This window comes from Flavobacterium sp. (genome assembly GCF_027483985.1).
Taxonomy (GTDB): Bacteria; Bacteroidota; Bacteroidia; order Flavobacteriales; family Flavobacteriaceae; genus Flavobacterium.
The window spans coordinates 180,738-197,184 of record NZ_JAIXTJ010000042.1 but is presented as its reverse complement, the minus strand read 5'-3'; the positions used below and the strand labels follow the sequence as shown (position 1 = coordinate 197,184).

At 31.4% G+C, this 16,447-nt stretch carries 18 protein-coding genes; 6 read left to right on the top strand and 12 right to left on the bottom strand.

Annotated elements, in window-relative coordinates; translation table 11 throughout:
* Positions 1-22: 22 nt before the first annotated feature.
* Both Q0050_RS11170 and Q0050_RS11165 read right to left on the bottom strand, forming a co-directional pair.
* Positions 23-1,381 (bottom strand): rhodanese-related sulfurtransferase, encoded by a 1,359-nt coding sequence (locus Q0050_RS11170; RefSeq protein WP_298395615.1) that lies wholly within the window; start codon positions 1,379-1,381, stop codon positions 23-25.
* A 266-nt stretch (positions 1,382-1,647) separates the two neighbouring features.
* Positions 1,648-2,058, bottom strand: coding sequence for a BrxA/BrxB family bacilliredoxin (locus Q0050_RS11165; protein ID WP_035124683.1), 411 nt, complete (start codon positions 2,056-2,058; stop codon positions 1,648-1,650).
* A gap of 127 nt (positions 2,059-2,185) precedes the next feature.
* On the opposite strand from Q0050_RS11165, the gene Q0050_RS11160 reads away from it, so the two are divergent.
* Together Q0050_RS11160 and Q0050_RS15300 are read left to right on the top strand one after the other, a co-directional pair.
* Positions 2,186-2,554 (top strand): hypothetical protein, encoded by a 369-nt coding sequence (locus tag Q0050_RS11160; protein WP_298395610.1) that lies wholly within the window; start codon positions 2,186-2,188, stop codon positions 2,552-2,554.
* A gap of 81 nt (positions 2,555-2,635) precedes the next feature.
* The gene (locus tag Q0050_RS15300; RefSeq protein ID WP_367277171.1) at positions 2,636-2,830 is read left to right on the top strand and encodes a PLDc N-terminal domain-containing protein; all 195 of its coding nucleotides are present in this window, start codon (positions 2,636-2,638) and stop codon (positions 2,828-2,830) included.
* Positions 2,831-2,878: 48 nt separating this feature from the next.
* On the opposite strand, the gene Q0050_RS11155 is transcribed toward Q0050_RS15300, so the two are convergent.
* Together Q0050_RS11155 and Q0050_RS11150 are read right to left on the bottom strand one after the other, a co-directional pair.
* Positions 2,879-4,087: a lycopene cyclase family protein gene (locus Q0050_RS11155; RefSeq protein WP_298395607.1), complete on the bottom strand. Its 1,209-nt coding sequence runs from the start codon at positions 4,085-4,087 to the stop codon at positions 2,879-2,881.
* Positions 4,041-4,784 carry a transporter gene (locus Q0050_RS11150; RefSeq protein WP_298395605.1) on the bottom strand — a complete coding sequence of 248 codons (744 nt, stop codon included), beginning with the start codon at positions 4,782-4,784 and terminating at the stop codon, positions 4,041-4,043. Before Q0050_RS11150 ends, Q0050_RS11155 begins: the two co-directional genes overlap by 47 nt.
* An 83-nt stretch (positions 4,785-4,867) precedes the next feature.
* Between Q0050_RS11150 and Q0050_RS11145 the strand changes: the two genes are divergently transcribed.
* The 3 genes from Q0050_RS11145 to Q0050_RS11135 all read left to right on the top strand — a co-directional run bounded on the left by Q0050_RS11145 (position 4,868) and on the right by Q0050_RS11135 (position 6,880).
* The gene (locus Q0050_RS11145) at positions 4,868-5,515 is read left to right on the top strand and encodes a metal-dependent transcriptional regulator (RefSeq protein ID WP_298395603.1); all 648 of its coding nucleotides are present in this window, start codon (positions 4,868-4,870) and stop codon (positions 5,513-5,515) included.
* Position 5,516: 1 nt separating this feature from the next.
* Positions 5,517-6,335 carry a ZIP family metal transporter gene (locus Q0050_RS11140; protein ID WP_298395601.1) on the top strand — a complete coding sequence of 273 codons (819 nt, stop codon included), beginning with the start codon at positions 5,517-5,519 and terminating at the stop codon, positions 6,333-6,335.
* Between the two features lie 158 nt (positions 6,336-6,493).
* A complete protein-coding gene (locus Q0050_RS11135; protein ID WP_298395598.1) occupies positions 6,494-6,880 on the top strand; it encodes a hypothetical protein in 387 nt (128 codons plus the stop codon).
* Here Q0050_RS11135 and Q0050_RS11130 read toward each other — a convergent pair.
* The 5 genes from Q0050_RS11130 to Q0050_RS11110 all read right to left on the bottom strand — a co-directional run bounded on the left by Q0050_RS11130 (position 6,877) and on the right by Q0050_RS11110 (position 12,536).
* Positions 6,877-6,996, bottom strand: a complete 120-nt coding sequence (locus Q0050_RS11130) for a FeoB-associated Cys-rich membrane protein (protein WP_298395595.1) — start codon at positions 6,994-6,996, stop codon at positions 6,877-6,879. The two genes, Q0050_RS11135 and Q0050_RS11130, sit on opposite strands and share 4 nt — an antisense overlap.
* An 11-nt stretch (positions 6,997-7,007) precedes the next feature.
* Positions 7,008-9,239, bottom strand: a complete 2,232-nt coding sequence (locus Q0050_RS11125) for a TonB-dependent receptor (RefSeq protein ID WP_298395592.1) — start codon at positions 9,237-9,239, stop codon at positions 7,008-7,010.
* Positions 9,240-9,369: 130 nt separating this feature from the next.
* Positions 9,370-11,475, bottom strand: coding sequence for a ferrous iron transport protein B (gene feoB / locus Q0050_RS11120; protein WP_298395590.1), 2,106 nt, complete (start codon positions 11,473-11,475; stop codon positions 9,370-9,372).
* A complete protein-coding gene (locus Q0050_RS11115) occupies positions 11,475-11,711 on the bottom strand; it encodes a FeoA family protein (RefSeq protein WP_298395587.1) in 237 nt (78 codons plus the stop codon). Before Q0050_RS11115 ends, feoB begins: the two co-directional genes overlap by 1 nt.
* A 129-nt stretch (positions 11,712-11,840) precedes the next feature.
* Positions 11,841-12,536, bottom strand: a complete 696-nt coding sequence (locus tag Q0050_RS11110; RefSeq protein WP_298395584.1) for an SCO family protein — start codon at positions 12,534-12,536, stop codon at positions 11,841-11,843.
* Between the two features lie 133 nt (positions 12,537-12,669).
* On the opposite strand from Q0050_RS11110, the gene Q0050_RS11105 reads away from it, so the two are divergent.
* On the top strand, positions 12,670-14,712 hold the full coding sequence (locus Q0050_RS11105) for a M13 family metallopeptidase (RefSeq protein WP_298395581.1): 2,043 nt from the start codon (positions 12,670-12,672) through the stop codon (positions 14,710-14,712).
* Between the two features lie 73 nt (positions 14,713-14,785).
* Here the strand turns inward: Q0050_RS11105 and Q0050_RS11100 are convergent, their stop codons facing one another.
* Genes Q0050_RS11100 through Q0050_RS11090 form a run of 3 tightly spaced genes read right to left on the bottom strand, consistent with a single transcriptional unit; the run spans position 14,786 to position 16,436 of the window.
* The gene (locus Q0050_RS11100; RefSeq protein ID WP_298395578.1) at positions 14,786-15,352 is read right to left on the bottom strand and encodes a transposase; all 567 of its coding nucleotides are present in this window, start codon (positions 15,350-15,352) and stop codon (positions 14,786-14,788) included.
* Entirely contained in the window at positions 15,349-15,588 is a 240-nt protein-coding gene (locus tag Q0050_RS11095) for a hypothetical protein (RefSeq protein WP_298395575.1), read from the bottom strand. The genes Q0050_RS11100 and Q0050_RS11095 overlap by 4 nt, the downstream gene beginning before the upstream one ends.
* A complete protein-coding gene (locus Q0050_RS11090) occupies positions 15,585-16,436 on the bottom strand; it encodes an SDR family oxidoreductase (RefSeq protein ID WP_298395572.1) in 852 nt (283 codons plus the stop codon). The genes Q0050_RS11095 and Q0050_RS11090 overlap by 4 nt, the downstream gene beginning before the upstream one ends.
* Positions 16,437-16,447: the final 11 nt, after the last annotated feature.

Genomic DNA, 16,447 nt, shown 5'->3' with positions numbered 1-16,447 from the left:
TAGTAGTATGAAAATTAACTATTTATTCTAAAATCTTAAATAATTTGTCGGATAAACGAATTCTAAAAGGAACTTCAAATGTTACTTTATCACCAGGATTTGCAACCGAATTTTGGTTGCCGTTTACTAACATTTTTTCAATAATTACTTCTTGATTGCCTGTTGTTGGTCCGGAAATTATAATTTTATCTCCGCTATTTAATTGATTTTTTTCTATGATAAATAGACCAACTTGAGGTTTTGGATAGTAATGTTCCGCTTTACCAACAAGCACTTTTTTAATTTTTATTTTCTGACGAATATCATTAGATTCTAATGCTTTTGCTAGAGGTTTGTCTGAAAGTTCTCCTGAATGTTTGAACTTTAAGTTTTCAGATTTTCCTTTTCTGAAGACCTTGTTACCAACTTGTTTTCCTCTTCGAAGTTTTACTTGTTCTGCTAAGGGTAAATGTGTGATTTCTAAACATTCGGTGGAGCAACAATTTTCCATTGATGCTTTGCATTCATCACATTGAATGAATAATAAATGACAGCCATCATTAATACAGTTGGTGTGATTATCGCACGGTTTGCCGCATTGGTGGCATTGTGAAACAATATCATCTGTAATTCTTTCGCCTAATCTGTGGTCAAAAACAAAGTTCTTTCCAATGAATTTACTTTCAAGATTTTCTTCTTTAATTTGTTTGGCATAATTGATGATTCCGCCTTCTAATTGAAACACATTTTTAAAACCTTGGTGCTTGAAATAAGCTGAAGCTTTTTCGCAACGGATTCCTCCTGTGCAATACATTACCAGATTTTTATCTTCTTTAAAATCTTTTAATTGTTCGTTGATGATTGGCAGACTTTCTCTAAAAGTTTCTACATCTGGAGTAATTGCGCCTTTAAAATGTCCGATTTCACTTTCGTAATGATTTCTAAAATCGACTATGATGGTGTTTGGATCATCAAGAATTTCGTTGAATTCTTTAGCTTTTAGATGTACTCCAATGTTGGTTACATCAAACGTTTCGTCGTTCAATCCATCGGCAACAATTTTGTCTCGAACTTTTACAGTAAGTTTTAAAAACGAATGATCGTCGTGTTCGACAGCAACATTCAAACGAATGTTTTTCATAAATTCGTATGCTTCCAATGTTTCTCTAAAAGCTTCGAAGTTTTCGGCAGGAACACTCATTTGGGCATTGATTCCTTCTTTGGCAACATAGGTGCGACCAAGAGCATCGAGCTTATTCCAAGCTAAAAATAAATCGTTACGAAATTGTGTTGGATTTTCAATTTTGGCATAGGCATAGAAAGATAATGTAAGTCGTTGTTGTCCGGCTTCATCAATTAATTGAGCTCTTTCTTCTGCGCTTAAGGTGTTATACAGTTGCATGCTATAAACGTTTAAGGTTAGAGACGCGATAAATCGCGTTTGTATAGAAATATGAGACGCGATAAATCGCATCTTTACTGAATTCTAAATGGAAGAATTCGAGTACAAAATTAGTTTTTTACCGCAAAGCCGCAAAGTTTTTTGCAAAGTTCACTAAGAATTATTAAAAAAATTACCGCAAATTCGCAAATTTCTATCTTTTCTGAAGAAAGTAATTTGTGAATTTGCGGTAAAAATCTTAGTGACTTAGTGGCTTTGTGGCAAGCTTAACAGAATTCTGCGTAAGCATCTTTTAGGTTTTCAGCAATCATTTCAGCTGGACGACCTTCAATGTGGTGACGCTCTAACATATGAACCAATTCACCATTTTTGAACAAAGCCATACTTGGTGACGATGGAGGAAAAGGAAACATTTCTTCTCTTGCAGCATCAACTGCTTCTTTATCAACTCCAGCAAAAACCGTTACTAAATGATCTGGTTTTTTTGCTCCGTCTAAACTCATTTTTGCTCCTGGACGAGCGTTTCTAGCTGCGCAACCACAAACTGAATTTACAACTACAAGTGTTGTTCCTTCTGCTTTGATAGCGTTTTTTACTTCTTCTGCATTATATAAATCTTGAAAACCAGCGTCAGAAAGTTCTGCTCTCATTGGTTTTACCATTTCTTCTGGATACATAATTATTTATGATTTAAGATTAAGGATTTTTGATTTTAAACTCGTAGCAAAGATAGTGAGAAATCTAAAAGTAACTTTTAAAGAAGTCATAAAGATTTGTTATGTTTACATTTTTAAAATAGATGGTATGAATTTTTTATTCGAACTTGATACGTTTAATATTAAAATTGGATTTCTAATTATCTTTATAATTGGTTATTTAATTATTCATCGAAAAAACAATTTGAAATTGACTTTGCAGTATGTGTTGTATTCTTATGGGATAGCAATTCTACTTTTGTCGCTTTCAATTCCTCATATTTTTTCAGGATTTCCAAATGATATTTCAGAATTAGAAAACAAGAAAAGATTACTATATCATTTGCAAAGAAATAATGAAGCTCTTGTTGAAACTACTCAAGCTTTTCGTGATTTAGTTTTTATAACATTTTTAGTTCTGGTTGCGATTATTTCTAAAATTATAAAGCATTTTAAGCTAGAAAATTCTGCCGAATAAAATTCTGCCGAATAAAATTTTGCAAATTATAGTTTGATAGTATTTTACAATTAACTAAGTTTGATTTAAATTTTTAATAATATGGATTTGACATTGACATTTTTACCATTAATTATTATCGCTTATTTACTTTTTCAATATTTTCATGTCATTTCCGGACTAATGAATAATAACAATTTGTCAAGTAATGAAAAATGGAAGTGGACTTTAATTATACTTTGCTTTCCAATAGTAGGAACGTTATTGTTTTTAAATTTTCTAAAAAAAGATAGGTAAAATTATTTAAAAAGAATCTTTATCAAAAGTACTTTGTTGTATTTTAAACTAGAAGATTCTTCCAAGTAATGCTCTTACAAAAAGCCCTTTTGGGCATTTCCAAATGACTTGTAAATCTTCCCAAAACGTGGTTTCTTCGTCTAGAAATTTGAAGATTAAAGTTGGATTTCCTTTTTTGAAAAGCGATGAAAACACTTTCGAACCTAACTCATTATTTTTAAACAAGACATCAATAAATAGCAAATCATAAATCCAAAATTTATCCATTTTATGAAATTTTGTAAAACTTTTGCTGAGCGCAGTCGATGTATCAGATTCAGAGGCTAGGAAGTTGACTACTGCTTTTGATTTTTTTGTCACATTTTTAAACGTAAATCCTGTACTAGCTTTCGTCCAACCGCCAATTGAGCCAATGTTTATGATATTTTTGGTGTTGTTTTTCCAAAATTTATAACTTGACATTGGGATATTTCCTTGTTCTTTTTCGACTATTTCATATTCTGTAATTCCTAATTTTTGGATATAAATTTGAATTTCGTTTTCATATTCTTCTTTCGATAATAAATCTTTTGAAAATAAAGTATATTCTAATAGAGCTTCGGTTGAAGAAGTTGGAAGAACGTACATAAATCGGGTATTTCCTCTTTGTTCTACAGAAAAATCCATAAAAGTTGCCACATCTTGATTGAAGACAGCTTCTTTTGATTTTATGAACCAACCAATAAAATGCTGTTGTAATAAAGGATAATTCGATTGACTTTTTACAAGATTTGGATTGTAAATCGAATTAAAAATTTTATTGCAAGTATAATTTTGATTTTCTGTTTTAACTATGCAATGATTCCCTAATTCTTCAAAATCAATGACTTTTTGATTTGCAAAATGTATATTTTCTTGTTTAGAAATTAAATCGAAAACGAGATTATAAAAATCCAATCCACGAATCATTTTGTATCGATAATGTTGCAGCTCTAGATTTCTCTGAAAATGCTCGTCGGCATAGAGCGCAACAGGCCATTCTTTTGAAATTATTTTGTTAAAAAGTGAAGTATCGTCCCAAAAACACCAAGTTCTATCGTTAGATTTTTTTGTATTTTCGTCTAATAATAAAATCGATTTATCATTGAATTTTCCTGACAAAATCATTTCATAAACCGTCATTAAAGCCGATAATCCTGAACCTGTAAAAATGTAGTGGTAGTGTTGCATCTTAAATTCTAAATGAAAATCCCAATGCCCAATAATAATCGGGAGCATTTTTAGAGATTCCAAATCCCGAAGACAAATCTACCATAAAATTATTGCTTATCAAATAGGTAATTCCGCCATCTATACTGTGATTTGAATTCATTTTTTGCGGAATAAATCCAAAAATTTCGATATAACTTCCCAAATTATTTGAAATAGAATATCCAATAGCATTGGTGTATATAAAAGTTGGTGCGGCCGAAAATCCATCCCATTCTGCACCAAGATTATAACTCAAACTAAATTTTTCTGATAAAGTGTGTTGCATTACAAATCGAAATTCTGGCGCAAAAAAGTCTGTTTTAAATTCTTTCGAAGCAGCATTTGGTAATGAAATATGTCCTATAAAAGATGTTTTAGGAATGATACCTTTTTCATCAGCCAATTTTACTTTGAAACCAACATAAATTGGAGCTAAGCCATTTAATTTTTCTTTGGTTAATTCTTCCGATAAAAATTCGGTTATTAATCGTAACTCGAAATTTTCATTTACACCATATTTCCATAAAGTTGAAGGTAAAGTAAACGATTTAGAAATGGCATCATTTTTCTGAAATGTAAATCCGGTTTCTACCTGAAACATTCCTTTTGGAACAATGGCTGGAGTTTCGGTTTGATCTGGTCTGTCGGCTTGAATGGGTTCGGAATTTTGAGAATAAATTGAAGTTGAGATGATTAAAAATAGAGATAAAATTTTAGTTTTCATAAATTAAATTTTTAGGCAAAGCTAAAAATTATTTTAAAATAATTTGAAAATAGTATTATATTTGTCAAAATATTGATTTCAAAATGACCATTTCAGAAGAAAATTATATCAAAGTTATTTATCATTTATCATTGGTTTCTCCAAAAGGTGTAAACACCAATGCTATTGCAGGAATGTTAGATACCAAAGCATCATCGGTAACGGATATGTTAAAGAAATTATCTGAAAAAGAGTTGGTTTCCTATCAAAAATACCAAGGAGTTACTTTGACTGACAAAGGTTTTTACTCTGCTAAAATGATTGTTAGAAAACACCGTTTATGGGAAGTTTTTCTAGTAGAGAAATTAAATTTTTCTTGGGACGAAGTACACGAAATAGCCGAAGAATTAGAACACATTAAATCAGAATCACTTATCAATAAACTTGATGCTTTTTTAGATTTTCCAGATTTTGATCCGCACGGAGATCCAATTCCGAATGCCGATGGAGAGATAAAAAAAGTTAATAAATTGCTTTTATCAGATGCATCTTTAACTACAGAATATAAGTGTGTTGGAGTTAAAGATTCGTCTTCTGAGTTTTTGCAATATTTAGACAAACAGAATATTTCTTTAGGTTCAAAAATAATTATCCTTGAAAAAGAAAGTTTTGACGACACTTTACACGTTGAAATCGATTCAAGAATAATGACTTTATCAAATAAAATTGCTAATAATTTATACGTTAAATAATATGTTTCAATCTGTAATTGAATTTTTTGAAAGTATCGATCCAATTTTAGCTGCTTTGTATGCTACACTTTTTACTTGGTTTTTGACAGCATTTGGCGCTTCATTTGTTTTCTTTTTTAAGAATATGAATCGAGTTGTTCTTGATGGAATGCTAGGTTTTACTGGAGGCGTTATGATTGCGGCAAGTTTTTGGAGTTTACTCGCGCCAGCTATTGAAATGAGTAAAGGAGAAGGATTTACGAAAGTGATTCCTGCCGCAGTAGGTTTTGCGTTGGGCGCATTATTTATTTTTGGATTAGATAAATTGCTGCCTCATTTACACATCAATTTTAAAGAAACTGAAGGTGTAAAATCACCTTGGCAACGAACTACTTTATTAGTTTTGGCAATTACTTTGCACAACATTCCTGAAGGTTTAGCTGTTGGAGTTTTATTTGGAGGAGTTGCTGCCGGAATTCCCGAAGCCTCAATTGCTGGAGCTGTGACCTTAGCCATCGGAATTGGAATTCAGAATTTCCCGGAAGGAATTGCAGTTTCAATGCCGTTACGAAGAATGGGAATGAGCCGTTGGAAAAGTTTTATGTATGGACAATCCTCTGCAATAGTTGAACCAATTGCTGGAGTTTTGGGTGCTGTTGCGGTGACTTTTTTCACACCACTTTTGCCTTATGCTTTGGCGTTTGCAGCTGGAGCAATGATATTCGTTGTAGTTGAAGAGGTAATTCCCGAAACACAACAAGACAAAAATACAGATATTGCAGCACTTGGTTTAATCGGTGGTTTTATTGTAATGATGGTTTTGGATGTTGCCTTAGGATAAAATCAATATATTTGATTGCGAAATCGCCATAAACACGAATTTACTTGCAATTGATAAATCATCAAACTCCTATGAAAAATAAAATCTTTGTGAGATAAAGACCAATAAATAAAAAGGCAATTTCCTATATGACCTCTAACAAATCATTTTTTTACGATATGAAAAAAATTATATTCTTATTGTTGTTGTCTTTTAGTATTGCAAGTTTTTCTCAGCAATCTAGTAAAATAACAACAAAAAAATGCATTCCGAAAAAAGGATTTCATTTAAAGTTGGTAAACGTATTGAATGATTCTCGATGTCCAGAAGATGTGACTTGTGTTTGGCCAGGAGAAGTTTCGGTTGTTGTTGCTGTCTATAATGACAAAAAATTTATTGAAGAAAAAACCATTCTTTTCAATTCAAAAAATCGGGAAGAAAATCTAAAATGGTTTGAAAATTATTATACTAAGAAGATAAAGCGTGTTTTAGTTGTTCCCTATCCTAAAGAAGGAGTTGTTGTTAAGTCAAAAAACAAATTTATCGAAGTTGTTTTTCAGGATTAGTTGCAACCGCAGTTATCACCACCACAGTTACTTTTTTTCTTTTTAATGAATAACGGTTTTAGTATAAAAAATACCGCTATTGCAAGTGCTATGTATACTAAAACCGTTTGTGTCATTTTGTTTTTTATTAAAGTTTAGCGCCAATTGAAATGTAGAAAGTTCTTCCTTCACCCGGCAATATTCCTGGTCCAGGATAACCACCAGCTCTTCTTGTTGCATAATTTTCGTCAAAAAGATTATTGATTCCTCCACGGATATTGTAATTTTCTAAAAATTTATATTCTGCAGATAGGTCAAATACATTATATTTATCTAACAATCCAGTCAATCCATTAGCAGATGCTGCTGTTGTATTGTTGGCATCTGTAAAAATTTTACCAGACATTTTATATTGAGCAGTTGCTGAAATATGTTTATTACTCCAAGAAATACCAAAATTGTGAATATATCTAGGTGCGTTCTCAACTCTTTTACCAGACAAATTACTTTCAGAAATGGTGGTATTTGGAGCTGTACCTGTAGCGGTATAAATTGAAAAATCTTTATAACGACTATCAATAAAACTCACTGTAGCGAAAACATCTAAGAAACCTTTTGGTTTATCTATATTAAACAATTCTGTTATATTTAAATTAGCAAATCCTTCAATTCCTTTGTTTACGGTTTCACCTAAGTTTGTTCTGAAAATAAAAGTTCCTTGCGTTGGATCATTATTAATGAATTGTCTTACACCACCAATGCGGTTATTGTAGCTCAAATAAAACAAGCTTACATCAAAGTTTAAGATTTTTTTATAAGTTCCTCTGTATCCGAAATCAGCATTGAATCCGCTTGCGTCTTTTAGGTTTGTATCGATTACGTCTGTCACTGCTGGCGGCGTTAAATCTGAAAATAAAACCGGACGATAAGCCTGAGTGATATTAGCATAAATGTTAGTAGCTAATAATTTATATTCTATTCCGATTCCAAATAAAGGTTTGCTTCTAGAAATGGTTTTGTTTGGAAAAGCAATATCAGTAGTTCCGCTAATTCCAAATCTGCCTTCTCCTGTATTTTTGATATATTCATATCGAACTCCTGGTGTAACACTCAATTTTTCTGAAACCTTAAATTGATTTTCAGCAAACAAAGCCACATTTTCAGTAACAAAATCAATATCTCTAGCATAACGACCATCAACAGTTAAGTCAAAGTCTGAACCTGTTGTTCCTTTTCCTTCTTGCAAACGCTGCGTTTTAGCTTGATAAATTCTTGCACCAAATGCCAAATTACTTTTGATTTTTCCAAGTTCATATTTAAGAATGTTTCTATTCTCAACGCCAAAATTTTTGTAATAATCTCTGTCTAATCTTCTGTTAGCATAATTATTAGTTGCTGGATTTATTGCGTCTGCAGTATTTGGAGTTGTTGTGATTCCAACACTATTTCGTTCTCCAATTAATCCGAAAAATTTAGTATTCGTTGAAAATCTATCATTTACTTTACTATCAAAATTGATTGAAAATAAATTCCAAGGTGTTCCAAACCAATTGCGTTCTCTTAACGATTGTTGCGAATTGGCATTGAACTGTTCGTCGGTCAAACCACCAGCTTGTTGCATTTTATAATCCATATTGGTATATTCTGCTGACAGTTTTGTTTTTTCATTGAATCGGTATTCAATAAAAGCGTGTGTGTTTCTAACAGTATATTCCGAGTTTTCTCTCCAGCCGTCACCACTTCTTGAGTGGTTGTAAATGTAGTATGAAAATTTCTTGTATTTTCCACCAATTGCATTGTAACTACTCATTAATCCGTAACTTCCAACAGTGTTTTGGGTTTCAAATGAAAATTTCTTTTTGTTTTCTCTTTTTAAAACATAATTTAACATTCCACCAAATTGAGGTCCAAATTGTAAAGAAGAACCACCACGAATTAATTCTAGCGTTTCAACCGCTTCTAATGGCGGATTGTAATAAGCTTCAGGATATCCAAAAACATCGGATGAAATGTCATATCCGTTTTGTCTAGTATTTAATTCCCAACTTCTGTTTGGACTTAATCCTCTTACTCCAACATTTATTTGTATTCCAGAACCTTCGTTTTCCCAAACAGTTACTCCAGGAACTCTAGAAAAAATTTCTCTGGCGTTGTTTGTAGCAAAGTTTCCATTGATGTTATCAAGTTTTAAAACCTCATTTTTTTTACCAGAAAAAAGAACATTTCCTTTAGTTTCTGGCATTCTCTCTGGACTTTGTTGTTTAATTGTAATGATAACTGGTTGCAGTTTTTTGATAGTATCATTAGATGCAAAATCATCTTCTTGTGCTTGGATGCTAAAAGCTAATAATGTGATAAGGGCAGAAAAAAAGTATTTCATTTTTATTTAGATTAATTCTATGCTGCAAAATTATCTATTAATTCTTATTTAGACAAATTAAAAATAACTTTTTTGACACAAAACTTTGTTTATTTTAGATTAGTTACGAGAATAATGCGATTGAAGTTTTTTATTTCAAAAATTGGTAGGCAATTAATGCAGTTACGTAGGCAAATCCACTCATAAAAACCAGCTGTATTATTGGCCATTTCCACGAGTTAGTTTCTTTTTTAACGATAGCTAACGTACTTACACATTGCATTGCAAAAGCATAAAAAAGAAGAAGCGAAATTCCCGTAGCAAAGTTGAAAATTTTTGTGCCGTCGGGTTTAATTTCAGCTTCCATTCTTTTCTTAATGGTAGCTTCTTCTTCGCTGTGACTTCCAACGCTATAAATGGTTGCAAGTGTTCCAACAAAAACTTCTCTTGCTGCAAATGAGCTTACAACTGCTATTCCTATTTTCCAATCGTAGCCCAATGGCTTAATAATGGGTTCAATTGATTTTCCAATAATACCAATATAAGAATGCTCTAATTTGTATTCAGAAACACGATCAGGAATTACAGATGGATTTATTGGAATTGGACTCGAATATACTTCTTGTTCGATTATTTTTTCGGCATTTTTAAAATCTTTACCTGGACCGTGTGATCCCAAAAACCATAAAATAACAGATAAAGCTAGAATGATTTTTCCGGCTCCAAATACAAATGCTTTCGTTTTTTCTAAAACGTTTATTGCGACATTTTTAAACAACGGAATTTTATAGCTAGGCATTTCAACAACAAAATAAGACTTAGAACTAATTTTTAAAATTTTGTTCAAAATATAAGCTGAAAATATAGCAACAATAAAACCTAAGAGATATAAAATCATAAGAGTTAAACCTTGTAGACTTATAAATCCTAAAACTCGTTCTTCAGGAATAATTAATGCAATAAGAATAGCATAAACAGGCAATCTTGCTGAACAAGTTATGAAAGGCGTAACTAAAATTGTGATTAGTCGCTCTTTCCAATTTTCAATATTTCTTGCACCCATGATTGCTGGAATTGCACAAGCAGTTCCCGAAATTAACGGTACAACACTTTTTCCAGAAAGTCCGTATCGGCGCATTAATTTGTCCATTAAAAAAACAACACGACTCATATAACCACTTTCTTCAAGGACTGATATAAATAAAAATAGAAAAGCGATTTGTGGAATGAAGATCAGTATTCCTCCAATTCCGGGAATAATTCCTTCGCTTATTAAATTTGTAAATTCACCTGAAGGAAGATGTGTTTTAGCATAAGACGCTAAATTTGCAAATGAACTATCAATAAAATCCATTGGAATACTCGACCAATCAAAAATAGATTGAAATATTCCAAAAAGAATGACAAAGAAAATGATGTAACCAAAAATTTTGTGAGTCAAAATTCTGTCAAGCTTAGCTCTAATATCAGATGCTTTTGAATTATCAATCGTTTGACCAACTTTTAAAGTATCATTAATAAATTGGTATCTTTTTATGGTTTCTTTTTGCTGTAATCTTTTTAAATCAGCGTGTGATTTTGTAAACGAACTTTTCATTTCGTTTCGCTCTAAATTCAAGAAATTTACATCTTGAGTAATAACCAACCAAAGTTTGTAAACTAACTGATTTGGGAAAGCTTTTCTTAATTTGTCAAAATATTCAATATCAATACTTGAAGCATTTAAGCAAGGTTCATTAGAAAGCGATTTGTAATCAAGAATAAGCGTTTTAATTTGTTGAATACCAATATTTTTTCTCGAACTAACTAAGGCAATTTTTGTCTTTAGTTCTTGTTCTAGGTAAGGTATATTCAAATCAATTCCTTTTAACTTCATTCGATCACTCATATTGATGACCAAAATTGTTGGAATTTCTAAATCTTTAATTTGAGTAAAAAGAAGTAAGTTTCTTTTCAAATTTTCGACCTCTGTCACTACAACAACAACATCTGGAAAATTTTCATCCTTCTTGTTCATTAATAATTCAATGACAACATTTTCGTCAATTGAACTAGCATTTAAACTATAAGTTCCAGGTAAATCTAATATTGTAGCTTTTACATTATCTGAAAGTTTACAAGTTCCGATTTTCTTTTCGACAGTGATTCCGGGATAATTTCCAACTTGTTGGTGCAAACCAGTAAGCTGATTAAAAACCGAAGTTTTACCAGTATTAGGATTACCAATCAGTGCTACTTTGATAGTTTCTTGTGCCATTAATTTTTGGATTCAATGACTACATTAATTTCTTTTGCAGTTTCCAATCTGATAGCCACGTGCGAATCATTTACAATAAAATACAACGGACAACCAAAAGGTGCAATTTGAATTAACTCCACAGCGTTGCCAGGAAGACAGCCCATTTCGAGTAGTTTCAATGGAATTTCATCGATATTAAAATCGGATATTATTCCTTTTTGACCTTTTTTTAAGTTGGCAATTGTAGTTTGCACTGCTTTATTTAGATTGAATTAAAATACAAAAGTAATAATTTGAAACTTAAAAAAGAGCATTTTTAACAAGTTTAAGTTTTTATTTTGGGTTGTTTACTATCAAGCAACTGATAATTTTTGGGATAAATTTTATTTCTCTTCTTCGCAAAGAATTTCAATATCTTTTAAAAGTTGTGTAACGTTTTTTATTCCGGGTTCGGTTGGACCATCAAGATTGGTTCCGTCATAAAATCCGCGCACTCTTCTTTTTGAATCTACTAAGACAAAATTTTCAGTGTGAACCATATCATACATTTCTGATGGTTTTCCAGTTTTTACTGCCAAATACGATTTTCTAGCAATGTAATAGATGTCTTTTTTATCACCGGTTACCAAATTCCATTTGCTATCAATAACACCTTTTTTTAGAGCATATTTTTTTAAAACAGGAACACTATCTATATCTGGTGTAACCGAATGAGACAGCAGCATCACTTTAGGATTATTTTTAATTTTATTTTGTAACCAAACCATATTACTGGTCATTTTTGGACAAATTGTTGGACAAGTAGTAAAGAAAAAATCCGCAACATAAATCTTTCCAGCATAATCTTTTTGGGTAACAACTTTACCATTCTGATTGGTAAAAGCAAAGTCAGCAATTTCGTGATCTATTGCTACATATTGTATGGTAGAATCAACTAATTCAGGATTAACATCACTCGGATTAAATATGGGAAGTTTTGGTTTAGGTTTTAAAACAGTATAAAAAGCAGTGATTGTAATAATCGAAAAAATAATAAAAAAACCAATGAAGATTTTGTATTGCTTTAACTTTGATAGCATCTTTTTTTTGCAAATTTACAAAACAACTTTTACTTAGTTCGATTAAGAAACTTTAAAGTGCGTTTGATTAAGTCATTTTTAACACTTGATTAATTAAAAATTGAATAGATTTGTGGAAACAATCAAATTAATAATGAAAACTAAAATTAAATTTTGTTTTGTTGCCGCAAGTTTACTTTCATTAAGCCAAATCAATGCGCAACAAAAAAATCCAGGAATCAATCTTGATTTAATGGATAAATCAGTAAAACCAGGCGACGACTTCTTTCGATTTGTAAATGGTTCGTGGTTTGATAAAACCGAAATTCCAGCCGATAGAACGCGTTGGGGAAGCTTTGATGAATTACGTCAAAATACCGATAAAGATGCTTTGGCAATTCTTAAAGATGCTGCGTCAAAAAAATTAGATCCAAAATCAGATCAAGCTAAAGCTGTTAATGTTTACAAAACTTATATGGATACTATTTCAAGAAATAAACTTGGAATAAAACCAATAAAACCATTACTATCTAAAATTGATGCTGTAAAATCTATTGCAGATTTAAATAAGCTAATTATTGAGATGCAACCTCAAGGCGGTTTAGGATTTTATGGAATTGGCGTTGGTCCAGATGCTAAAAATAGTAACAGAAATGTTGTAAATATTGGATTGGGAAGTTTAGGTTTACCTGATAGAGATTACTACGTTTCTGAAGATGCTGACTCTAAAGAAAAAAGAGAAAAATATGTTGCTCACGTAGCAAGAATGTTTCAAATGGTTGGCGAAAAACCAGAAATTGCTTTAGCAAATGCAAAAAAGGTATTGGCTTTAGAAATTGCGATGGCAACACCACGTTTAGATAGAGTTGAAAGAAGAGACAGAAGAAAAACTTATAATCCAATGTCGGTTGCTGATTTGCAAAAATTAACGCCATCTGTAAATTGGGATAGTTACATTAAAGGTGTTGGAATTTCAAAATTGGATTCGGTTATCGTTTCACAACCTAAGTACATGACAACTCTTGAAACTATTTTCAAAGAGAATAAAATTGACGAATGGAAAGCTTACTTACGTTGGTCATTAATAAATAAATCATCAGATGTTTTAACTACTGATTTAGAAAAAGCAAATTGGGATTTTTACAGCAAAACATTACAAGGAGCAAAAGCACAACGTCCAAGAGAAGAAAGAGCTTTGCAAGTTGTAAATGGAACAGTTGGTGAAGCATTAGGGAAACTATATGTGGAGCAAAAATTTCCAGCAGAAGCTAAAGAAAAAGCAAAAAAAATGATAGAAAATGTTTTCTTAGCGTTTGAAAATAGAATTAATAATTTGCCATGGATGACTCCAGCAACAAGAAAAGGCGCTATTGAAAAGCTAAGAAAATCAGTTGTAAAAATTGGATATCCAGACAAATGGAAAGATTATTCTAAATTAGAAATTAAGAGTATTGAAGAAGGCGGAAACTACTATGATAACATGAAAAGTGTTTCAAAATGGGGTTTTCAAAACAATATCGATGATTTACAAAAGCCTGTTGATAAAACACGTTGGGGAATGTCTCCACAAACCGTAAATGCGTATTATAATGCGTCTTATAACGAAATTGTGTTTCCAGCAGCAATTTTACAACCTCCATTTTATGACTATAAAGCCGATGAAGCTGTAAATTATGGTGGAATTGGTGCAGTTATTGGACACGAAATTTCTCATGGTTTTGATGATTCAGGTTCACGTTATAATGCTGATGGAAATCTTATTAATTGGTGGACAGAAGACGATTTGAAACAATTTACTGGACTTGGTGGTGCATTGGCTGCTCAGTACAGCGCATTAGAACCATTGCCAGGAACTTTTGTTGATGGTAAATTCACACTTGGAGAAAATATTGGAGACTTGGGTGGAATTAATGCCGCTTATGACGGATTACAAATACATTTAAAACAAAATGGAAATCCGGGCTTAATCGATGGCTATACGCCAGAACAACGTTTATTTATTTCATGGGCAACCATTTGGAGAAGTAAAATGCGTGATGAAGCAATCAAAAATCAAGTAAAAACAGATCCGCATTCGCCAGGACAATATCGTGCTTACGTACCATTGTTGAATGTTGATGAATTTTACAAAGCATTTGATATTAAGGAAACAGATAAATTATTTGTTAAACCAGAAAATCGAGTTAAGATTTGGTAAAATATAAAATATTTTGGTTTATTCGTAGAGGCGCAAAATTTTGCGCCTCTTTTCATAAATGATTTTTAAAAAATCATTTATGAAATTTGTCAATTTTCCAGTTTATCGGATTATTAATAATGTAATTTGAAATAGTTTTAAATGACGTTTCATTACTGATTATAATGTCATGATAGCGCGGTTGCCAACAAAATGGTAATTCATTATTTTTTGAAAATAATGTCACACCAATTTTAAATCCTCTAACAATTGAACCTAAATTTTGTGATTGTGGACCAAATTTATTTTTTGTCTCTTTCTTATGTGATATAAAATTTTGATTTTTATTCTGTGGAGACGCAAAATTTTGCGTCTCTGCATCAATAATCGGTTTATTTATGATGATAATTCCATGAACATGATTTGGCATTACAATAAATTCTCCTAATTCTACAAACGGAAAATGTTCAGGAATTGATAACCAACAATTATTTGCTGCTTTACCAATTTCAGATAAATTCATTACATTATTTTCGATTTTTCCAAAAAAATGTTCTCTGTTTTTTGTGCAAATTGTTACAAAATAAGGTGCATTAGAACCATAATCCCAATTTGATTTTCGGGTTGATTCTACTCTGTATTTACCTGCGTATTTTGTCATATTTTTTTACAACTTTTAACCAATCCAACTACACTAACCAAAGCCCAAGTTCCTTCAAGAATTACAAACGGAATATAGTTAATAAGATAAGAAGCAAAACAAGCAATACTTGCACCAATAATGTTAAGTAAATAAAACAATTTTCCATTATTTTGAATATACGAAAACATATTTAGAAAGTAGGCTAGAAGGATTATTCCAACGCCAATGGTTCCGATTAAATCATTTAAATTCATAACGTTTTATTTTTAAAATCATATTTTAAAACCTGTTCAATTTTGTCACTCAAAATCGTTTTCCCAATAGAAGTTTTACTTTGCTGCGCTTGTTCGCTATTGCTCGGGTCATCAAATTCTGGTAAAGGTAAATTCAGCTCGATTGCTTTTTGAGTATAATACTCTTTTCTTGTGGGATGAAATGGCGCGACTGCATTGAATACTTCATTACAATTGTCAGATTGAGCTTGTCGAAGTCCTTTTTTAATAATCTCTTCAATAATACCAATACAATCTATTTGATGAATTAAATTTATCGGACCTTCCGGATTTTCGATATTTTTTCTTCCTGCTAAGAACTTTATTGGATGTCTGTCTTCACCAATCAATCCTCCAAAACGAATAATTGTTGTTTGAAAATTATTATTGCTTTGCAAAAGTTGTTCCGCTTCAAGCAACTGTCTTCCGCTTTCAGTATCAGGATTTGGAATTTTATCTTCTGTAATTATCGAATTGTCGTCTGCATAAACCGAAGTAGAACTAACAAAAAATACTTTTTCAACCGATGATTTTTCTATAAACGGAATTATATTTTGAATTTTAGCAACAAAGTTTTCTGAAAAGTTTCCTCTCAATTTTGGAGGAATATCTATAATTAGAACTTCTGAATTTGATAAAAATAAATCTAGATTTCCTTCAATTCTATCTTCAAATAAATTAATCTGAAAAGGTGAAATTCCTGCTTTTTCTAAAACAGCAATTTTTTCCACAGAAGTTGTAGAACCATTAATTGAAAATCCTTTTTCTATCAACGATTTTGCTAATGGTAACCCTAACCAACCACAACCTAAAATACTAATTTGTTTCATAATTATTTGCC